Genomic DNA, 20361 nt, shown 5'->3' on the forward strand with positions numbered 1-20361 from the left:
TCTAAGTCTCTTACTAGCTCTTTAGAGCTCAGGATTGACAGGCTTTTGTTCTCTAAACCAACAATGATTCAATGATTTCTCCACTAGGTTCGGATATTCCATTTTCTGAAAAGCAGAATGCTCTCTTTGCCGCTGCTGCCAATTCCGATTTTGAAAAATATTGCCAACTGGCGAGTATCGTAGCGGACGATGCCAAAGTTGTTTTTTTCATTCTAGAAGGAAAAAACATACATCTTTTTGGAAAGGATAGTGAAGTATCCCCCGAATTTTGGAAGACATTTTTGAATACCATTTCAACAGAGGAAAGTGAAGAAAATTTCATTCAGGCACCTCAGTCATCCGAGAAGCTGTTGGAAGGTTTGGTCCCTTTGGGAGTATTAATTCTAAGAGATTACAGCAAAATGAGATTGGGAGGATTTGCCATTGCAGATACTGCCTATCGAACCCTTAGTCCAAGTAAAATAAAGGGGTTGAAGTTGATTGGAGAGGAGGTTTGTGAAATGCTGCAGCAAAACAGACTTCGGGAGAGCAATCTCCTTTTAGGGGAGTTTTTTGAAAATTCCCAAGGCCTCATGTGTACTCATGATCTGGAAGGGAACTTTCTGACAGTCAATTTCGCCGGAGCCAAGATGATCGGCTTTACCCAAGAGGAAATTTTGAAAAAGTCCCTTTACGACTTGGTTCCCAAATCCTTTCACCCAAGAATATCAGGTTATCTGGAGGAAATAAAAACCAAAGGTAAAGCGGAAGGACAAATGCAGGTCATCACGAAAAATGGAACTCAAAAAGTTTGGCTTTTCAATAATATTCTTCAATACCCCGATAATGGCCAAAAGCCCTATATCATTGGGAATGCGGTGGATATCACCTCCCGGGTAAGACTTGAAAAAGACATAAAAGAAACCAAAGAACTGCTAGAAGAGACTGGTCGTGTGGCTAGAGTGGGAGGTTGGGAACTGGACCTCCTTACCAATAAACTTTCCTGGACACCTGTTACTGCCATGATCCATGAAGTGGAAGAGGGGTATGTGCCGAAATTGGAAGAAGGGATTCATTTTTATAAGGAAGGAGAGAGCCGCGAGATAATATCCAAAGCGGTGGATCGTGCCATCAGATATGGGGAACCCTGGAATCTGGATTTGCAGATTGTAACTGCCAAAGGCAGAAATGTTTGGGTAAGGGCTGTCGGAAAGGCGATTCAGGAGAAGGGGAAAACCATCCGGTTGGTTGGTACTTTTCAGGATATAGATCTAGCAAAAAAGGCAGAATTAGAAGCTGCCAATGCCAAAAAACTTCTGGATGATGTGTTTAATGCTTCTTCGGAGGTCAGTGTTATTGCTACGGATACCCAGGGTTTGATTACAGTTTTTAACCGTGGAGCTGAGAAACTTTTGGGGTATAAAGCCAAAGAATTAGTCGGAAAACATACTCCCGAAATCATTCATTGCAAGGAAGAGATTATTCAACATTCACAAGAGGTCTCCGAGGAATTTGGTGAACCCGTGGAAGGATTTCAGGTATTTGTAGCTCGTGCAGAAAAGTATGGTTCTGAGAAAAAAAACTGGACCTATATCTGCAAAGATGGTACCCGCCGACAAGTGGATTTGGTAGTGACACCGATTCGAGATACGAATCAAACCGTCATTGGATTTTTGGGAATTGCAGTGGACATCACCGAAAAACGTAAGGTTGAAATCGAGCTGATCAATGAAAAGAGTAGGCTTTCAGCTTTCGTAAAGCATACTCCTGCTGCAGTGGCTATGTTAGATCGGGACTTGAATTATTTGGCAGTCAGTAACCGCTGGGTAAATGAATTTAAACTCCAAGAGTCAGAAGTTATTGGCCGATCACACTATGACTTGTTTGCAGATATCATCACCGATGAGTCCTATGTATGGCATCAACAGGTACTTCAGGGGGAGGTTGTTGGAAGGCAAGAGGAACAGGTGTTTCTTCCCGGAATTGAAGAACCCCAATACCTCTCTTGGGAAATGAGGCCCTGGTATCTCTATGACGGGACTATAGGAGGAATGATGGTTCTTTCACAAAATGTGACCGAGATGGTAGTCCGACGGCAGGAACTTCAGGAGGCAAAAACCCAAGCCGAGGAGGCTAGCAAAGCTAAATCTGAATTTCTGGCCAATATGAGCCATGAAATCCGTACTCCGCTAAATGGGGTTATCGGATTTACTGATTTGGTCTTGAAGACCAAACTCAACGAAACCCAAGCTCAATACCTGAATATTGTTCACCAGTCAGCAAACTCCCTTCTTGGGATCATCAGCGACATTTTGGACTTCTCAAAAATCGAGGCTGGTAAATTGGAATTGGATATCGACAAAAATGATCTTTATTCCATAGCCTCACAAGCTACTGATATCATCACGTATCAGATTCAAAAGAAAGGCTTGGAGATGCTTCTTAACGTGGACACCAACTTGCCTAGATTTATCTATGCAGACGCAGTTCGCCTAAAGCAAGTGATGGTAAACCTCTTAGGGAATGCAGCCAAATTCACCGAAAAAGGAGAAATAGAATTAAAAATAGAACAGTTGCAGCAAGATGGGGATCGCTCCATGCTGCGCTTTTCTGTCAGAGATACCGGAATAGGAATTGCTCCACAAAAACAGGCAAAGATTTTTGAAGCTTTCTCCCAAGAAGACAGCTCCACCACCAAAAAGTATGGTGGAACTGGACTAGGCTTGACCATTTCCAACAAACTTCTGGGCTTAATGGAAAGTAAACTCCAACTCAAATCCAAGCAGGGCGAGGGGAGTTTATTCTATTTTGATATTTGGTTCAAATCGGAAGAGGGCGATGCCATCGATTGGGATGGTTTGGAAGAAATCAAGGACGTTTTGGTGGTGGATGATAATGAAAACAATCGCCTGATTGTGTCTCAAATGCTTCGGCTCAAAAACATCAAAACTCATGAAGCTACCAATGGATTTGAGGCACTCCAATTTTTGGCTACCGGAAATTCCTGCGATGTGGTATTGATGGATTATCACATGCCTTTCATGGATGGATTGGAGACAATCAAGAAAATACGGGAAAGTTTTCAAGACCATTTGGATGAAATGCCAATTTTACTTTTGCATAGCTCCTCCGATGATAGTAAACTCATTCAGGAATGTAAAAACCTGAATGTCAAATTCCGTCTCATCAAGCCACTGAAGATTCAGGAATTGTACCATGTCCTTTCTCATCTTTCGGAAAAACAAGACCTAAATCAAATCAAGGAGGAAGAGGAAGTGCAGCTCACTCAGGCCTATCGGATTCTAGTGGCGGAAGACAATCAAGTCAATATGCTTTTGGCAGAGTCACTGCTTAAGAAGATTTTTCCCAATTGCATTCTCCAGAAAGCTTTGAACGGGCAGGAGGCTATAGAACTTTGTCAAAAACAAGCTCCTGATTTGATTCTGATGGATGTGCAAATGCCCGTTATGAATGGATATGAAGCTACCAAGGAAATCCGCTCTCTGGATACCTGTAAGGATATTCCCATCATTGCACTTACTGCTGGCAATGTCAAGGGAGAAAGAGAAAAATGTATCAGTATTGGTATGGATGACTTTGTCGTAAAGCCTGTCGTAGAAAAAACTATGAAGGAGGTTCTTTACAGGTGGTTGAGTCAATCCGAACCGGAGAAGGATCCCAATCTTGAAGATGAAAAGATCCAGCTTCTCCATTTTGACCAAGAAAAGCTGATCAAATACACGGATGGAAATAAGGAGTTTCTGGCGAATATTTTAAAACTAGTTCAGGCGGAGTTGGGAGCACTTCCGGATACTTTAGCACTTGCAGTGGACTCTGCTTCTTTAGAGACTGTAAAAGAGTTCGGTCACAAGCTCTATGGTACTGCCATCAGTTCTGGAATGGATTTGCTAGCTGTTTTATCTAAAGAATTGGAGCTACAGGAAACTTGGGAGGAACCCAAAATCCGGGATCTAGCAGACAAAATTTTGAAAGAAAGCCGATTGGTCTTGAGCCTGATGGCGGAAAAGGCCATAAAAAGTGACTAAATAAGATTTAACCTTCTGATAAACTCAGCCCTTCTAGTTCGACTGATCGGAACTACAGTCTTATCAATTAGAATAGTGTTATCCTGTATGTCAACGATTTTGTGGAGGTTTATCAGGTACGATCTATGAATTTTCATGAATGTATCGGCCGGTAGCTTTTGCTGCATATTGGAAAGAGTGGTGTGCACCCGGTATTCATTGCCGGTGGTCAGAATTTTCACATAATCTCCATCAGCTATCAACAAATTGATTTCAGCTATATCCAGCTTGATTAATTTTTTATCAATGTTAATATAAACATGTTCCTGGCTAGACAAAGAAGGTTCCTTTGACATACTTCCCAGATCTTTTTTCTTGATTTTTAGCGCCTTATCAATCGCTTTTTTAAACCTATCCGGGTCGATGGGTTTTTTGAGAAAATCAATGATGCTATCATAGGAAAAAGCCTCTGAGGCCTGCTCAGTATCCGAGCTGGTAATGATAATCAGAGGGGGGGATTTTAGGGTTTGAATAAATTCAAAACCGGTAAAACCAGGCATGTGAATATCCAGAAATATCAGATCTACTTCTCTCAGATTCAAAAATTTAAATGCTTCCATGGCCGAGGAAAAACTACCAACCAGGTTGGTATTGGGCTCTTGATCGCATAAAAAATTTATTATTTCCCTGGAGACACTTTCATCATCCAAAACAATACAATCCATACATTACTCATGAGTTCTTGCAAGAAAATTAAGTATTTTATGGATGATTTCTTCAAATTTTTGAAGATTTTTTAGTTCTCCTTCTCGAATTTCATTTTCAAATTGGTCCACAACTTTATAGGCATCTTCCATTGCAAGAAAGGAAACCTTTTGTTTGATTCTATGAACGATCTCAGCAGCCCAAAAAAAGTTGTCTGATTGGATGGCGAGTTTAAGTAAATCATGCTCCTTGGGTAATTCTGAGATTAAGATTTTGATGATCTTTTCTTTAAACTTATCATTTCCACCAGAGAGACTATCGAGGTAACCAAAGGATGGTGTCATGCTCATAGGATTAGTTTAAAGGTTGGTGATATTAGAATTACTGAAGGTGTCTCGGATTGAACTTTTGGGAATCAGAAGAGAAAATGGTGCAAGAGTAGGGTTGGTGGTTTCTAATGCGGTTTTATTCCAATAATCTGATTCCTCTAAAGTGTCCAAAGGATGGAAATTGAATATCCAACAATTTTTTTCCTGAGAATGTGAGACAAACATGTAATTGCTTTTCCAGTCTGTGCCATGGGACTGAACCAGATCAGAAATAAAGAGGTAAAGTATTTTTCTGACCAAGTCAGTTCTTCCGGAAATGAAAGGAAGTGTTCGGTCTAGTTTGGGTGTAAAGTTGTTTTGCCCCCCCAATTCCTTGAAAACTCCTGCAATCAACTCATAAGTGTCAATTAGATTTTCAAGAAACTCGTTTCCTGAATTGGAAATTTGACTGGCGTGTGAATTTTCTGCTTTCATAGTCTTAGAATTTGAGGGGACAAAAAGGTGATTAAACAACTTTTTCCTTTTTAAAGGATACTCAAAACTAGTCTTCAGAAAATAAAAATTAGGTCACCTGAGGGTGGTCGCCGTTTATCTATCGGTGAAAGGTAATTTTCTGAGGTTTAGTTATATCCAGTTTTTGAGGTATTTGGGATAAAAGGGCCTTCAAAGGGCAAGAGGCAAGAAGCAAGAAGCAAGAGGCAAGAAGCAAGAGGCAAGAGGCAAGAGGCAAGAGGCAAGAAGCAAGAAGCAAGAAGCAAGAGGCAAGAAGCAAGAGGCAAGAATAAAATCTATGTCTATCCGCTATTCTACCAGTACAAAAGTGAAAGCAGAATAAGATTTTTGATGCTGAAATTTTCACAGAATTTTTAAGTGGCTCCGAAGGAGCCAAACCATTCATGACCCTGTACGAAGTGCAGGGCAGCCATTGAAAATTTCCCTTTATTGAACCCTGAAGGGGTGAAACTTCAACTATTCACCCCTCCAGGGTTCCTTTTCTACTATTTTGACTTTGCCCCCGGCTACACCGGAGGTTATGAATAGTTACGATCCTATGGATCTTAGGCTACCAGGCATTGACCTTCATATCTACTCATTAAATTTCCAAGTGGTATCATTGCGGATAATCATAATAAAATCTTTTGAGATTTTGTGATCTTATTACTCAGCTCGAAAATTTTCTGGCTAAAGTTATTGCCTGATTGTGGGGTAGATTGGTTGGTCGAAGTGGCTGTGGTCTGTCGTCCGTGGACTGTTGACCAACCCACCACCCGATTACTAACCCCACCAACTTCTAAACTTTTTCCCCTACTTTCCTTAGGTTTGCAGACTAGTCAAAATTCTTCAGTGAAAGAGAAAATCAAAGTTTTGCACCTGATCAAATCCCTGGGCCGAGGTGGAGCAGAGAAGCTAATTCCTGAAACTGCCCAAGTGCATGATCAAAGCAGGTTTGAGTTTCATTGCCTCTATTTTTATTATCAGGAGCAGAATATCGTGGATGAACTAGAAGAAGCTGGAATCCAGGTTCATCTCATACCCTCAGGGAATTTGGGTCTGTTTTTTCAGGTTCAGAAAGTCCGTGACTTTGTTCGGGAAAATAACTTTGACATTCTCCATGCCCACCTGCCTTGGGCCGGTATTTTGGCCAGATTTGTAGGTCAAAAGCTGGATATTCCTATTGTATATACCGAACACAATACCTGGGAGCGGTATAATAGGGTGTCTTATTGGGGGAATCGTCTGACTTTCAAAAATCAGGATGTGGCCATTGCCGTATCCAATGAAGTAGCCCTTTCCATGCAGCTCAACTCAATCTGGGATCCTTACAAAAGAGGAGGAAGGCTGAGAGTAAAAGTGGTTCAAAATGGGGTAAATACAGATGTTTTTAAAAAGTTGGATGTTGAAATAGCGGAATTCAAAAAGCGGCTGGGGATACCTGAAGATTCTCCGGTGATTGGTAAAGTAGCAGTGTTCCGTTCCCAAAAAAGACTTTGGCTTTGGGTAGCAATCGCAATCAGAATCCTGAAAAAACATCCTAATGTGCATTTTTTACTGGTTGGAGACGGAGAATGGAAGGCCAGGATTGTTCGGCAGATTGAGGAGTCCGGCTTTGCGGTAAATTTCCATTTGGTAGGCGTTCAAAAGGAAGTTATTCCATACCTGAACCTGATGGATATTTATCTCAGCAGCTCGGAATTTGAAGGGCTGCCCATTGCGATGCTGGAGGCAATGGCCTGCGAGGTGCCTGTGGTAGCTACTCGAGCTGGAGGAATTGGAGAGGTTATCCAGCACGGAAAACAGGGCTTTTTGACTGAAATCGATGCCTGGGAGGAATTGGAAGAGCATTGTGAAAAATTGCTGTTAGACCAAGAACTACGAAAGAAAATGGGGAAGGCTTCCAGAGTTCAGGTAATCGAAAACTTCAGCATGAAGAAAATGGTCGATGCCTTGGAAAAAATTTACCTTGAGGTTTTAGCAAAAACCAAAAGTTGATTTAACCAACCCGACAAACTCTTCACTATACTGAGCTTGTCGAAGGAAGGCTCTGTCAAGCCGGTTGGAGTCTGGCTTTGACTTTTTGCCCCAAGCTTTCCATGGAATGAGATTCAAAACCATGGGTTTCCCTAAGTTTTCTAAAATGCTGAATCAAAATTTCAAGCTCTTTCATACTGCCCTTGGGATCATTTCCAAAATTGTGTGGATGCCACCACAGGTGATAAATCTGTTTATTTTTGGCAGCATGACTCATTTCACTAAGAATCCTTTGAAAGCGAATGGAATTAAAAAGTGGGTTTTGTGGAATTATTGGACGTAATATCCTGGAAGCAGGGATAATCACCGGTTCCTTGTCATAAACCTTGATTTCTGAAAGATGGAAAGAAGGCTTGGTTCCTACAGGGAAAAAACAATCTGCTGACCTAAACAGCTTTTTACCAAAGCTTTCGTGCTGGGTTTCCTGCCAAAACCAGTTCTTGGGATTTCCTCGGACATATTCATAGCCTTCTTCCAGACAATGTCCCAGATAAAGTTCATTGATATGATTTCTAGGAAAAACCAAAGATTTCAGCCGAACGCCAAACTTTTCATGAGCGATTTTTTGGGTGGATTTCAGGTCTTGGACAAACTGCTCCGGGCTTTGGCCACGCATAAGCGTATAATAATGGGCATAAGAATGTGAGCCTAGTTCCTGAAAAGGAGTATCTAAAATCTGACGGATTAATTCTGGAGCAAAATGAACTTCCGGCCTCAAGCCATGGGTCTTTGCCCATTCATAAGCGGAAAGTTTTTTGTCCCGATAAGAGGGTAAAAACTCGGGCGAATAATATTTCCACTCCTCCTCATTTTCTGCAAAAAGCATCCCTACGGTAGCCCAAGTCACTGAAATTTCATTTTTACCAAAAAGCTCAAGCATTTGGGGAATTACTCTGCGGGTATTGGCAAAATATTCGGGGCGGTAATTGTTACCCACCTTGTCGAAAATACCCCATAGAAGTTCGAAATCAAGACTTATCGTAAATGAACCGGTTTGCATGCCGTCAGAAGGGTTGGAAAAAAAACAAAACAAGTAAAAGGGTGAAGATTTACTTATTGTTCTATTCGAATATGGGTAAATCTCTGCCAAAATCAAAAACATGAAGTAGGCAAATTTGGACTGTCCCATTCGAAAATGTTTCCTACTCCACATTGAGCCAGGATTCGACAAATCACCCAAAACTGATCCCGAGGTTATGCTCATTCCCGAGATTGCTTTTATTTTGTGGCATGTTCAACAGCCCTGATTATCCTCAATCCCTGGAGGAGTCCCAATTTGAAATCTGGATGGAAAATGGGAGATCCAGCAAAATACAATACGCCTATTTGGCTATCATTTGGGATGAATTGGAAAGGAGATATTTCCCAGCCTACTTAGAACAAAGGGCGGATTTGGACTCCTATGAGCGGTTTGGAACATCCTATTCCAAAGAATCTTTGGTTGCAGCTTATGACTTGTATTCAGAATCGAGGGTGAGGTAGATTGGATTAGGGAAAGGCAGAAAGTGAAGTCAAGAGATAATGGTCAGAGAGCTGAAAATAGTGCTTCTCTGATATTTATTTTTTCCTTTCATTATTTAGGCTCCATTCTAAATTCTCTCCATGGATTAGAACAAAACTGAACATCCATTTATTTAACCTGATTTCAGGTGTGCTAAATTTTCCTATAGGAAGCTTTAATACTACTTTATTCCAACCTTCCTGCAATTGGATTTCAGTGGGATTTCTGCTTTGAAAATTTTCATTGGTTAAAGGGATTTCTGGATCAAGAATAGTATGATAATTTTGCCAATTGGGTGGAAGAACCTCTTGACCATTAACCCAAATTCTGCTATCATTCCAATCCCATTTACCTTTTGATGGAGGAAGGTCTTTTTCGGATCTACTGTAATCATGAAATGAAATCCAGGCATCTACTTGTTGGTGAATCGGGGAATAAATCCAGGCATATGCATAGACCGTGGAATTGGGTTTGGGGTCTGTGATATAGCCCGGTACTAAATCACCCCAGACATGTCTCAAATACACTGTCCCTCCTTGTGCATGAAAATGGGGTATCGTCTCCAAATTGTCCGATTCCAGGAGAATTTTCTCGATTTGAAAGACGCTGTCCAATTTTCCCAGGTTATCAAAGGGAAATGTGATATTCCACTTCTGATGGCTTTGTTTGAAATAGGGGAATGGGTATTGAGAAAAATAGGATGTTTTGTGAAAAAGAAGTTTGTTTTCGAATATTTCCCAGGCTTCCTGTTCCTTTTTTTCCTGAGGATACTTTACTCCAAGGTCATTGAAATAGCCATATCCTCCACCTTTCCAAAGTCTTTCTGCAAAGGTTAGCATCAAAGGATAGAAATTATTCTCTCTAAGAATAGATTCAGAAGTTGGTAAGGAGCGGTCATTCCAGGTGGCAAGAATTGATCCAGCTACCACTGAATCCCCTTGGTTTTGACCCAATACATTACTTCTAAACAAGGAAATTAAATCTGCAAATGGGTCGAAATGGTTGATGTAATGAAATCTGGAGTCAACAACGGGTACGGTCCCCAAACGTTTACCCCTATAACTCCATAGATGAAGGAGGTCAATTTCACCTTCTTTATATTCCCATCCCGGATTCCAGGAAATTACCTTAAATCCCAAATCCCTTGCAAAAGCAACCATTTCCGGCACAAAATCAAGATTGGTGAATTTGACTTCATCAGTCCCCAAATGGATATAATCGGAATTTCTAAAGAGTTCCCGGACTTCTTCCAAGATTATTTTCAGCGCTGATATTCCTTCTTCAGTCTGCATATCCACCCCCAATGCCCGCTCAAAAGCCGCACTATGCCCGGGCATGTCTATTTCAGGAATTACCTGAACGCCATGCATTTCTGCAAAATCCAAAAAGTCACGAACCTCAGCTTGGCTATAATACAATCCGGGGAAGCGAGTCATATTGGAAGGATGAGTTAATTCAGGAAAGGCCTTAATCTCCAGCCTCCAGGCAATGTCCTCTGTCAAATGCCAATGAAAAAAATTGATTTTGTATGCGGAAAGGATTTGAACTTGCTCTTTTAATTCTTTGATTGGAATAAAACTGCGACCTAAGTCGTGCATAAAACCCCGGATTCTAAAAGCTGGCCAGTCTTGAATTTTTACGAATGGGAAACTTATCGTCCCATCCTTTTGGACTTTTTGGAGTTGCTTCAAAGTCTGCCAACCATAAAAAATACCCTTGAGACTTTGGGCTTGAATGTAAATCCCTGAATCATTGATTTCTAAGGAATAGGCCTCCTCTGAATTGACTGGGGTAAACTTCAAATTAGGTATTATACTAAGATTTAGCCAGGAGGGACGGGATTCATTTATTTCCCTGAAGGACTTTTTCTTTAGAATGGATTTACCCCAGAGGTCTAGGTGATCGCAATTGACCGCTGGGAAAAATTCTCCCTCCAGAAGTTCGATCTTTTGTGGCTGGGGAATAAGGTTTTCCGTTGCGGTCGTACAATGAATAGAATTTGGTGGAAAGGGAGAAGGGTTGATACTGACAATACTGGAATTTGTAGGGGTTTCACTTAAAACAGATTTTTCAAAAATTCCAGAATCCTTTTCTTGTGAGAATGAATTAAACAGAAGAAACCCAAGAAGAATACCCAAGTGATGCATTCTATATTTAATCAGAGGAATTGATTTCAAGAATCTTTTGAACATAGGCTTGGGCATATTTTAACATACCCGCGTCTGTTGGATGAGTTCCGTCTACAAAATCTGCTTCAGTCAGTCCGATTTCTTCTTTTTCCAACAGAAATATCTTTTCCATCCCCTCTGACAACAACGAATTAAATTCCTTTTCGAGGAGTTTGTTGATATGGAGGTACATACCTTTTCTAAGAGGATCCACTTCACCATCAGAGTATCCCGCATGAGCAGTAAGTAAAATTGGGGTTTTAGGATGCTTTTGACGTAAATATTGAACTGCATATAGAATTCGACCGCTGATTTCCTGATCACTTAACCCTTTAGAGGAAACCAGGTTAGGAAGGCAATCCAAGACAAATAGACTTGCTTTTTCATTACCTATAAAGTGGATGATTTCTTTTTCCAGCATTCCATTTCCTGAAAAACCAAGATTGACAATTGGCTGATTCAATACTCTTTGTAGGATGTTAGTCCATGCCATTCCAGGTCTTGAAGCACAAGCGCCTTGAGCTATGGAAGTTCCGTAAATTACAATGGGATTTTGGGATGGACGTGGTAAAAATTCAAAAGTTGAATTTGAGTCTATACCGATCCGGAGTTGTTTCACTTGATTGTATAGGGGTAAAAACAATGTGAATTTTCCCTCTTTTGCAGATTCTTGATCCCAGGAAAAATCATAACGAATGGTGTCTCCAAAACTGAAATTTCCCCTAATCCATTTCCATTGTTGTGCCTGGTCCAACACATAGAGATCCACACCGCTGGCTCCCGTGGCAGGCATATGGGCTAGTTGTATTGGTTTTATTACCAGATATTCTACCTGAATTTTAGAGGAGTTTGTGGTAAAACTAAAAGATAATCCAGCAGACTGTTGTGAAAGATCCCAGACTACTTTCCTAACAGAATCTTTGAGATTAAAGGGCATTCTTGAATAATCAGTATGATCGTTTAATCTCCCCTCAATGACAGGGAATCCTTCTGCTAATGGGTCCTTCCAGACCTTTTGGGCATAGCAGAGGGGAATTCCTGTGAAGAGAAGATAAAAGAAGAATAGGATCGTGGAAAAGATTCTTTTCATGGGTAGGCAGTGGTTTGAGTTTCAGCTTGTTCTTTTTCAATATGCTCAAAAGTTTGCCAAACCTGAAACAAAGCTCTTGGCAAATGAAAACATCCTTTCCATTTCCCTCCTTTAAGTGGCAGAAGTACTTCACCTTGACGATTGAGGTATCCATACCATTCTTTGTATTCTGGGTCAGGAAAGTGATTCCAAGTATATTGATGGACTTTTTCAAACCAGGCCCAGATTGTGGGGCGTTTGGTAAATCGGTAAGCTTTGGCGAGGGCAACTAAAGTTTCTAGATGCACCCACCAGAGTTTTTGATCCCATTCCAATTGCTGTGGGGGATGACCTTTCACATCCAGAAAATAGAATATTCCTCCGTATTTCTTGTCCCAGCCGTATTCCAAAATTCTCTCTACAGTGTCTACCGCTTTGTTCATGAGCGTGGTGTCTTTGCGTCGACTTGCGATATCCATCATAAACCACATTGCCTCGATTCCGTGACCGGGATTGATCAGTCTCCCCTCAAAGGAATTCGAGAGGCTTCCATCCTCAAGAAGATTTTCATAAATCAGGTTGGTGTCTGGCTTTAGAAAAACCTCCATTACTTCATGGATGCAATCATCCAGTGTTTTTTCGACCAAGTTGGGATCAAGGAGGTGTTCCAGTTCCAGGCATAAATTGCTGAGAATCATAGGTAGGGAAAAGTTTCTCAGGGGTCTGGTTTTAGGAAATGCCTTGGTGTAAATTCCTTTTGGTTTGGTTTTTCGTGAAAGGATATTTTGGAATGTAAATTTTGCTAAATCCAAACTTTCTTGATCTTTGGTGGCATGTCCATACTGGGCAAAGGCCATAGTTGCAAAACAGTCTGAAAAGATATTATAAGGCTGAATTAGTGGCTTTCCCTCTCTGGTAAGCGAAAAGTAAAATCTTCCTTTACTATCTCTCCCGTATTTTTTTAGAAAATCAATCCCGTCTTTGGATATTTCCAACCACTCGGTTTTTTGTTCTGCTTGATTGTAAAGCATGGAAAAAGTCCAAGCCTGCCTTCCTTGCAACCAAACGAATTTATCAGTGTCATACACTTTTCCTTCACGGTCTAGGCAGGTGAAATATCCACCATAAACAGGATCTGGAGAGTTTATTTCCCAAAAAGGGATAACATCATCCAAAAGAGCATTTTTGTATTGTTCTGAATATTTGGTTTTCATTGTTTACCCAAAATTTCTTTTAAAGGGATTATCTGAAATGTGATATTGGCGACACTGCTTTCGTAAAGGATGCCCACTTCTTCCTCATTGATCATGGTCAGGCATGAATAGCCCCATCCCGTGCCCTCATCCAGTAACACATGCATGTCAGAAGGCCAAGAACTCCCATCATTTAAGCTTGCTTTTATCGTAATATTATGGCGTCCTTTTTCAGTAGCTGGATTGGAAAATAAAAGCATTCCAGACGAATATGGATTGTCAATTAGACTGGCCATACATACCGGCTCTTGTAGTGCGGTTCGGGAAGTAGGATGCTCAGTCCAGGTTTTTCCCAAGTCAGAGGTTACAGCAATGGAACGGCTTCCTCCTCGGTTATCTCGCATATTCAGCATCAATTTGCCATCATTAAGTTCTACGATTTGTGCTTCAGTAGTATTGGATCTGGCTCCCGTGCCTACGTGCCATGTTTGTCCTTTGTCTTTACTGTAAATTAGGGTGCTAAAGGGCATTTGGTTTTTGTCTTTGTATTGTGCTGGGAAAACCAAAGTCCCGTCCTTGAGAGTGATTCCTTTACCCGGTCCGTTGAAGAATAAATTCCATTCAGGATTTTTGAGCTGGTCTGTGAGAATTATAGGTTGAGACCAGGTGATCCCATCATCTTCAGATTTGACTACTACAAACTGCCCTGTTTCTTGGGGACTCAACCCTGGTTTAGAGGAATTCCAAGCCATTTCTCCGGGTTTTCCATGCATCCAAAGTGCCGCCACCCAAATATGACCAGTCTCATGATCCACCAAAATTGCGGGATCACCAATTCCATTTTGATCTTCTGGGAGGCCTCCCCAGGTTCCCATATCCATTATGATTTTCATAGGCTCCCAAGTTTGACCACCATCTGTACTTCTGCTCATTCCCACATCTATATCTCCCTGTAGATCTCGGCTAGAATTTCTCCGAATATCATAGACGGCTAATAGGGTCCCTTTTGTGCTAGTGACTAAACCGGGAATTCTGTACGAGTTGACCCCGTCGTCTCCAAAATCCCGAAGAGGCATGGCGACACGATAAGATTGAATTTCTCGATTTTGAGTAAGCGTAATGAGCTCCTTATTATCCAGAAATCCCTTGGGCTTTATCGTTAGCCGATCTTTTAGATTGTGATTTGGATCCAATTTGACGGATATATGGACTCGTGACCAATCCTGTGAATGTCCTTTGGGGAATTCTAAGGAAAACTCCCCTTGCACAGAACTCTTTTGAGCCAATACCACTGACTCATCTTTGGAGATTTTGGCGGAAAGCTGGATTTCCGCAATAGGCTCCCCGCTTTTGACTTCTAAAATAAGTTTTTGACCTTCCAAATTTTGGGGAGTTTCGAATACTATAGTTCCTATTTGAACCCACTGATTTTGAGGCAATGGGACAAAAACAGGCTCATATTTCCCAATGCGATTGGGTCGGATCTCCTCTTGGCAATTACCTAATAAAATCGTGGAAAATCCGGTAAATAGAAGAATGAATAGGTTTTTGATCATGATGAATTGAAGTTTCATGTTATACTGGGAGAGATTTCTTCTTAATGACTTTGGGAGATTTGGATGAAGAAATCAAGGAATGTATGGTTAGATTTTTTATTTGTGAAGGGGCTGGTGGAAGGAAGAAAGCACTAAACAGCCAAGTGATTGCCATAGCGCTGGCTAATCCCGTTAAGGCATACAAATGAATGCTTAGACTTGTATGGTATTTTATTAAAATCTGTACTAATGCACTCCCTACAAAGCCAATTAAGGCGCCTTGAGAATTGACCTTTCTGGAAATAATTCCGATCAAAAATATTCCTCCCAATCCTCCTGCAAACAAGCCTATCAGCATGTTGAACTGATCCCATAAAGATGGGATTCCGAGATTGGCCATCCATAGAGCTAGCCCGGTTCCCAGAGTTCCAATTAAAATGGTGACAGCTCGGGCAAAATTTAATGGACGAATTGATTTCTGGGTAATTCTCTCCATGGACTTGTGAAAATCAATAGTGATTACCGTAGCCACAGAATTCATACTGCTATCCAGGCTGGACATTGCAGCCGCAAATACCGCCGCAATCAATAATCCTGAAACTCCATTGGGTAATTGAGTGACTATATACCAGGGGAAAATACTGTCTGTATTGGGGATTATAGGAGATAATTGCTCAGGTTGATTTTTGTAAAAGACATACAAAGCAGTTCCGATAGAAAAGAAAATCAGGGCAGAAGGAAGGGCCATCCATGCACCCGTTCGAATTCCTTTTGCTGCAGTCATTTCATCTTTTGTAGTAAGATATCGCTGGATGACTGTTTGGTCACTTCCATACTGGACAAGATTGGAGGCTAATCCTCCAAATAATACTACCCAAATGGCTGTTCCAGTAAAATCTAGGTTCCAGTCGAAAATTGTCATTTTCCCGGATTCTAAGACTACACTTTGGAATAGATTCCAGTCCATATTCATGGATAAGCCAAGATATAGTAGGCAGATAAAAGCTCCTCCCAATAGGATCACTACTTGGACCACGTCTGTCCAAATTACTGCCTCTATACCGCCCAATACTGTATAAAAAATACTTAATACTCCCATTAGGAGAATACAAACTTCTACTTCAATTCCTGTGACTACCGCAAGTGCTAAAGAGGGAAGGAGTAAGACAATTCCAAGTCGACCGAGCTGAAGAGCTACATAAACCAAGCTTCCCAAAAGTCTGATTTTAGAATCAAATCTCATTTCCAGGTATTCATAGGCCGTGGTTAGATTAAGTCTTCTGAAAAAAGGAAGGAACCAAGCTATAATGACCGGGGAAATCATGATAATAGTTAACAGCAGGAAAAACAAAGTCCAATCAGTTGAAAACGTTTTTGCGGGAATAGCCATAAACGTAATCGCACTAAGTTGTGTGCCAAATACACTGATTCCAGCTGCCCACCAAGGCACCCTCCCACCTGCTTTGAAATAATCACTTGCGTCGTGCTGCTTACGGGAAACCCAAATACCTATCAAAACTAAAATGCCCAAGTACCCAATCAGGATTGTGTAATTAAGCGCACCAAATGCTTGATGACTGATTAATTTAAGTTCATATATATCGGGGCTGCGGTGCCCCGGTGCAATTTCTCCCGAAATCAACAATGCGGAATTGTCCAGAGTCACTAAGGTTGAATTAACAGGACCTGTAAATGGGAGGTCTTCTAGTTTTGTCCAAGTATCCGTAACCGTATGATAGGCAAGGACGCTCCTACTAAATCCTTGATGATGGGATAGAATGCTGTCTCTTTTTTGCGATAAAGACTCCCATTGAGTGGAAAATTTGGGAGTAGAAACAAGTTGATTCTCCAATTTTTCAAGGGAATTGAAAGGTTCCGGTTCCACCCCCCCAATCAGCAGTATATGTCCAGAGCCCAAAGGATCAGCAGTAAAGGCCGATAGGTGATACTCAGTGCCATCTCCAGTTTGAATAGGAGATTTTTTGGTCCAGGTTCTATGGATGGGGTTATAGCTAAAATTGTCCGAAAAAACCTGACTGCTGCTGGAATCTCCCTTAAATCTTCCCCCAAAAAGAAATATTTTATCAGACTCTCCATCGGATTGAACGACTAGTCCAAAATGATTTCGGGGAGGACCTGGCCAAGAAGGGAGAGATTGCCATTTAGAATTCGTGGATTTTAGGTCATAACTAAGGAAAATTCCTTCACGATTTGAACTCAAGCTTCCTGCTAGGTAAATCACCTCATTGATAATTACCGCTGAGGTATTGGCCATAGGCAAGGGTAGGGGTGGAAGTGAAGTTATTTCAAGCTGCTTCGTGTCGGGCCGGATACTGATTTTTAAGACATCCGAATGGTCTCCATTTTCATTTTCCCCACCAATAAGAATTAATCCTTCCTTACTACTAACTGCCGCTCCATAGGCAAGTGGTTTGGGTAATTTATGCTCTCCCAAACTTTCCCATTGAAATTTTCCTCCCACTTTCTTTATCAGAGAAATATGGTCCCAGTATTTTTTAATGCCACCCTTTGAGGGAGGATTATCTGGAAAATTTGCACCTCCGGCAAGGATGATTATCCCATTGTGTTTTCCGGCATACATTCCCGCAAAGCCTTTTTCAAATCCGTCTCCTTTGGCAATTGGGAAACTTGTGACTTTTTCCCAAACCAATGATTCGGTAGAAAAGCCCTCCTGCGCCTTAACTTGCCCCCCAAATAGAATCCATAAGGCAAAAATTGAAAAGAATTTATTCACTTATTGTCTGGTTATTTTGGGTGAAACTTATTGCTTATGATAAGGCTGCATGCAGAATTCAAAAAAATTGCACCTTTCTAACTCTTGCAGAAGTTCTGCTTTCTTTTTCTGGGAAATTGAATTTCCGGGAGATCTGAAGTTACCACATTCAATGCCCAATTGGCTTAGAATTGCCTTTCCAGTGACCGCCCCTCCGAATTTGGGATAAAGAGAAATAACGTCGATAGATTTTTCCTGTAGTGCCAATGCTTTGTCCAAATTTCCTTGCTGAAATTCATGGATAAGTTGATAATACAATGGGGCGGCATAGTTGTAGGTACTGCCAACACCACCTACGGCTCCCATAGCCAGTCCAGCCAGTAGCATTTCATCCCAACCCCATAAAATGTCAAATTTTCCATTTTTATACCTCAGGCATTGATTGAATTCCATTAAATCCGTGTGGGTGTATTTGATTCCGGCAAAGTTGGAAATAGATTCACCGGCAGATTCCAACAAGGGGAGCATCGGCAGATCCACTTGAGAAAGCAAAGGGATATGGTAATAATAGAATGCTAATTCAGGGGCAGCTTCAGCAATCGGTTTGAAAAATTCTGTAAGGGACTCCACCGAATTAGGCTTGATATAATAGGGAGCATTGACAGATATTCCGTACAACCCTTTTTCCTGGCAATAACTAGCCAGCTCTTTCCCTTCTTTTTGGGAGGTTCCGGCGACCATGGCTATGATCTTGAATTCCTCAGAATTGAAAGGAGCCCAGGCATCGATTAACTCCTTTTTTTCAGCGAATGTAAGGGAGGCTCCTTCACCTGTTGTCCCATTAATAAATGCGCCTTTTATATGATTAGCTTTTAATAGCCAAGCATAATCCTGAATTTGGGAAAGATCTAAGTTTCCTTGACTATTTATAGGAGTGAAAGTGGCTGCTATTAGGCCGTTTATTTTTTGAAATTTCATGGTTTGAGAGTAGTTGAGAATCAAGGAAAAAGGAACCGGCGAAAACACCGGCTCATTTTCAATCTTGAAACCCAATCAATTAAACTATTTACCTTTAACTTTACCTTAATTACCGTACCCGGGGTTTTGGGTGATTTTAGAATTTAGACTGATTGTTCCTAAGGAAATCGGCCATAGTTCAAGATGTTTTTGGCTGACTCGATTCTGGAGAGATGGCACTTTCTCAAAAGCTTTTTCAAATCGAACTAAATCCCACCATCTTTTTCCTTCAAAGCACAATTCCAGCAACCGTTCCTGTAGGATGGCTTCGTCATTTTGTGCTTTTGTTCCCGATACAAACCGGAATTCGTTGAAATCGGCCCCGTAAGCCCTTTGCCGAACTTGGTTGATTTCAGTACTTGGGTCTTGCCCTAATGCATTTTTCGCTTCAGCAATCAACAGTAGCAGATCTGCATATCTGTAGATTATCACATCATCGATAAATCTCCTTCCGGAAGGATCTACAAATCCGCGATATTTCATTACGACCGATCCATAATAAGAGGGATTCCCTTGAGAATCCGGGATATTAATCTCGACGAATGAGGCATTCTTTCTTTTGTCTTTTTCATGAAATGCTGAGCGGACAATCTTGGACGGAGCCATTCGGTTTAGTCCCCCTCCCTGTCCAATGAGCGCTTTTGCTAGAGTACTGATCTTGGAAGGGATCTCATCATCCCGGATGTACAGTGTGCTGTTGTAATTGGCTCCTGATTCTAGGTCCAGAAATCTGACCGCAAATAGGATTTCAGAGTTGCCTTTGTTGTTGTATCGGAAGATTTTGTCAAAGTCACTCTGCAAAGCCAAACCCGGAGCAGAAGCAGCCTCTGTTAAGGCTTTTAAAGCTGCCGTCAAATCCGCCTGTCCGCCGTTAAGTTTTTTTCCTGTCCATAGATAAACTTCTCCTTTAAGCATTTGGGCTGCAGGTTTGGACCAAAAGGCCTTTCCCTGTGCTAAATTGTTATTTGGATACAACTCCAATGCTTGGTCTAAATCTGATTTGATCAGAGAAAAAACCTCTTCAACCGAAGATCTTGGTTTAAATGTAGTCTTTGCATCATATCCTTCGGTCGGATCCGTGACGATTGGCACTCCCCCCCAAGTTTTTGCCATAAGGAAATAGATATAGGCCCTCATGGTATAGGCTTGAGCAAGCATTTTATTTTTATTGGATGGGTTGCTAAAAGAGATACCCGGTACATACTTGATGATCAAATTGGCATCGTGCACTACGGTGTACAATCTGAGCCAGTTTGGTCCTGCAAAATTGGGGTCAAGGGTATTTTCAAAATATCGCTCTCGGCCTTCTGATGCCTGTAGCCCGTAGGTTAAGGTTTCACTTCTGCTTTCTCCCCAAAAAAACAGATTGTTGGAAGCCTCGTCACGGAATCTGACATACATTCCACTCAAGGCCCCGTTGGCATTGTCTTCGCTAACCCAAAATCCGGCAGTGGTAATACTGCTCACTGGAGTGAGTTCTAATTGATCTGTACAGCTGTTGGAAAAGGAAAGTGCTCCTAATAGGACGCTGTAAAGCCCTAATTTTTTTATTGCTAGTTTCATGGCTTTCGGTTTGG

Annotated in this window: 14 protein-coding genes; 3 read left to right on the forward strand and 11 right to left on the reverse strand. The window is 41.3% G+C overall.

What is annotated here, in order from left to right:
* Positions 1–71 precede the first annotated feature (71 nt).
* Positions 72–4025, forward strand: a complete 3954-nt coding sequence (locus G458_RS21055; protein WP_051287388.1) for a PAS domain-containing hybrid sensor histidine kinase/response regulator — start codon at positions 72–74, stop codon at positions 4023–4025.
* Here the strand turns inward: G458_RS21055 and G458_RS0116340 are convergent.
* The 3 genes from G458_RS0116340 to G458_RS0116350 are packed head-to-tail and all read right to left on the reverse strand — an operon-like array spanning position 4022 to position 5512.
* Entirely contained in the window at positions 4022–4729 is a 708-nt protein-coding gene (locus G458_RS0116340) for a LytR/AlgR family response regulator transcription factor (RefSeq protein ID WP_026952844.1), read from the reverse strand. The two genes, G458_RS21055 and G458_RS0116340, sit on opposite strands and share 4 nt — an antisense overlap.
* Before the next feature lie 3 nt (positions 4730–4732).
* Entirely contained in the window at positions 4733–5053 is a 321-nt protein-coding gene (locus tag G458_RS0116345; protein WP_051287390.1) for a hypothetical protein, read from the reverse strand.
* 15 nt (positions 5054–5068) lie between these two features.
* Positions 5069–5512, reverse strand: a complete 444-nt coding sequence (locus G458_RS0116350; RefSeq protein ID WP_026952846.1) for a hypothetical protein — start codon at positions 5510–5512, stop codon at positions 5069–5071.
* A gap of 870 nt (positions 5513–6382) precedes the next feature.
* Between G458_RS0116350 and G458_RS0116365 the strand changes: the two genes are divergently transcribed.
* Positions 6383–7528: a glycosyltransferase gene (locus G458_RS0116365; RefSeq protein ID WP_051287392.1), complete on the forward strand. Its 1146-nt coding sequence runs from the start codon at positions 6383–6385 to the stop codon at positions 7526–7528.
* Positions 7529–7583: 55 nt separating this feature from the next.
* Here G458_RS0116365 and G458_RS0116370 read toward each other — a convergent pair whose 3' ends face one another.
* A complete protein-coding gene (locus G458_RS0116370) occupies positions 7584–8696 on the reverse strand; it encodes a polysaccharide deacetylase family protein (protein ID WP_245579284.1) in 1113 nt (370 codons plus the stop codon).
* A 101-nt stretch (positions 8697–8797) separates the two neighbouring features.
* Between G458_RS0116370 and G458_RS0116375 the strand changes: the two genes are divergently transcribed.
* On the forward strand, positions 8798–9049 hold the full coding sequence (locus tag G458_RS0116375; protein WP_026952849.1) for a hypothetical protein: 252 nt from the start codon (positions 8798–8800) through the stop codon (positions 9047–9049).
* Between the two features lie 75 nt (positions 9050–9124).
* Here G458_RS0116375 and G458_RS21065 read toward each other — a convergent pair whose 3' ends face one another.
* The 7 genes from G458_RS21065 to G458_RS0116410 all read right to left on the reverse strand — a co-directional run bounded on the left by G458_RS21065 (position 9125) and on the right by G458_RS0116410 (position 20347).
* Positions 9125–11260, reverse strand: coding sequence for a family 20 glycosylhydrolase (locus G458_RS21065; RefSeq protein WP_169719279.1), 2136 nt, complete (start codon positions 11258–11260; stop codon positions 9125–9127).
* Entirely contained in the window at positions 11223–12326 is a 1104-nt protein-coding gene (locus G458_RS0116385) for an SGNH/GDSL hydrolase family protein (protein WP_026952850.1), read from the reverse strand. Before G458_RS0116385 ends, G458_RS21065 begins: the two co-directional genes overlap by 38 nt.
* Positions 12323–13519, reverse strand: a complete 1197-nt coding sequence (locus G458_RS21070; protein WP_035468394.1) for an AGE family epimerase/isomerase — start codon at positions 13517–13519, stop codon at positions 12323–12325. Before G458_RS21070 ends, G458_RS0116385 begins: the two co-directional genes overlap by 4 nt.
* Complete coding sequence (locus G458_RS0116395) at positions 13516–15072, reverse strand: sialidase family protein (RefSeq protein WP_245579285.1); 1557 nt, start codon at positions 15070–15072, stop codon at positions 13516–13518. Before G458_RS0116395 ends, G458_RS21070 begins: the two co-directional genes overlap by 4 nt.
* A gap of 1 nt (position 15073) precedes the next feature.
* Positions 15074–17788 (reverse strand): sodium:solute symporter family transporter, encoded by a 2715-nt coding sequence (locus G458_RS21075; RefSeq protein ID WP_051287394.1) that lies wholly within the window; start codon positions 17786–17788, stop codon positions 15074–15076.
* A gap of 27 nt (positions 17789–17815) precedes the next feature.
* Entirely contained in the window at positions 17816–18745 is a 930-nt protein-coding gene (locus G458_RS0116405; protein WP_026952852.1) for a dihydrodipicolinate synthase family protein, read from the reverse strand.
* Between the two features lie 105 nt (positions 18746–18850).
* Entirely contained in the window at positions 18851–20347 is a 1497-nt protein-coding gene (locus G458_RS0116410) for a RagB/SusD family nutrient uptake outer membrane protein (RefSeq protein WP_026952853.1), read from the reverse strand.
* Positions 20348–20361 lie beyond the last annotated feature (14 nt).

Source organism: Algoriphagus mannitolivorans DSM 15301, from assembly GCF_000429425.1.
In the GTDB taxonomy this organism is placed as follows: Bacteria; Bacteroidota; Bacteroidia; order Cytophagales; family Cyclobacteriaceae; genus Algoriphagus; species Algoriphagus mannitolivorans.

Coding starts and splice junctions, on each gene's coding strand:
- G458_RS0116410 (WP_026952853.1), bottom strand. CDS start 20,347: ATGAAACTAGCAATAAAAAAATTAGGGCTTTACAGCGTCCTATTAGGA.
- G458_RS0116340 (WP_026952844.1), bottom strand. CDS start 4,729: ATGGATTGTATTGTTTTGGATGATGAAAGTGTCTCCAGGGAAATAATA.
- G458_RS0116395 (WP_245579285.1), bottom strand. CDS start 15,072: ATGAAACTTCAATTCATCATGATCAAAAACCTATTCATTCTTCTATTT.
- G458_RS21065 (WP_169719279.1), bottom strand. CDS start 11,260: ATGTTCAAAAGATTCTTGAAATCAATTCCTCTGATTAAATATAGAATG.
- G458_RS0116345 (WP_051287390.1), bottom strand. CDS start 5,053: ATGACACCATCCTTTGGTTACCTCGATAGTCTCTCTGGTGGAAATGAT.
- G458_RS0116370 (WP_245579284.1), bottom strand. CDS start 8,696: ATGGGACAGTCCAAATTTGCCTACTTCATGTTTTTGATTTTGGCAGAG.
- G458_RS0116350 (WP_026952846.1), bottom strand. CDS start 5,512: ATGAAAGCAGAAAATTCACACGCCAGTCAAATTTCCAATTCAGGAAAC.
- G458_RS21070 (WP_035468394.1), bottom strand. CDS start 13,519: ATGAAAACCAAATATTCAGAACAATACAAAAATGCTCTTTTGGATGAT.
- G458_RS21055 (WP_051287388.1), top strand. CDS start 72: ATGATTTCTCCACTAGGTTCGGATATTCCATTTTCTGAAAAGCAGAAT.
- G458_RS0116385 (WP_026952850.1), bottom strand. CDS start 12,326: ATGAAAAGAATCTTTTCCACGATCCTATTCTTCTTTTATCTTCTCTTC.
- G458_RS0116405 (WP_026952852.1), bottom strand. CDS start 18,745: ATGAAATTTCAAAAAATAAACGGCCTAATAGCAGCCACTTTCACTCCT.
- G458_RS0116375 (WP_026952849.1), top strand. CDS start 8,798: ATGTTCAACAGCCCTGATTATCCTCAATCCCTGGAGGAGTCCCAATTT.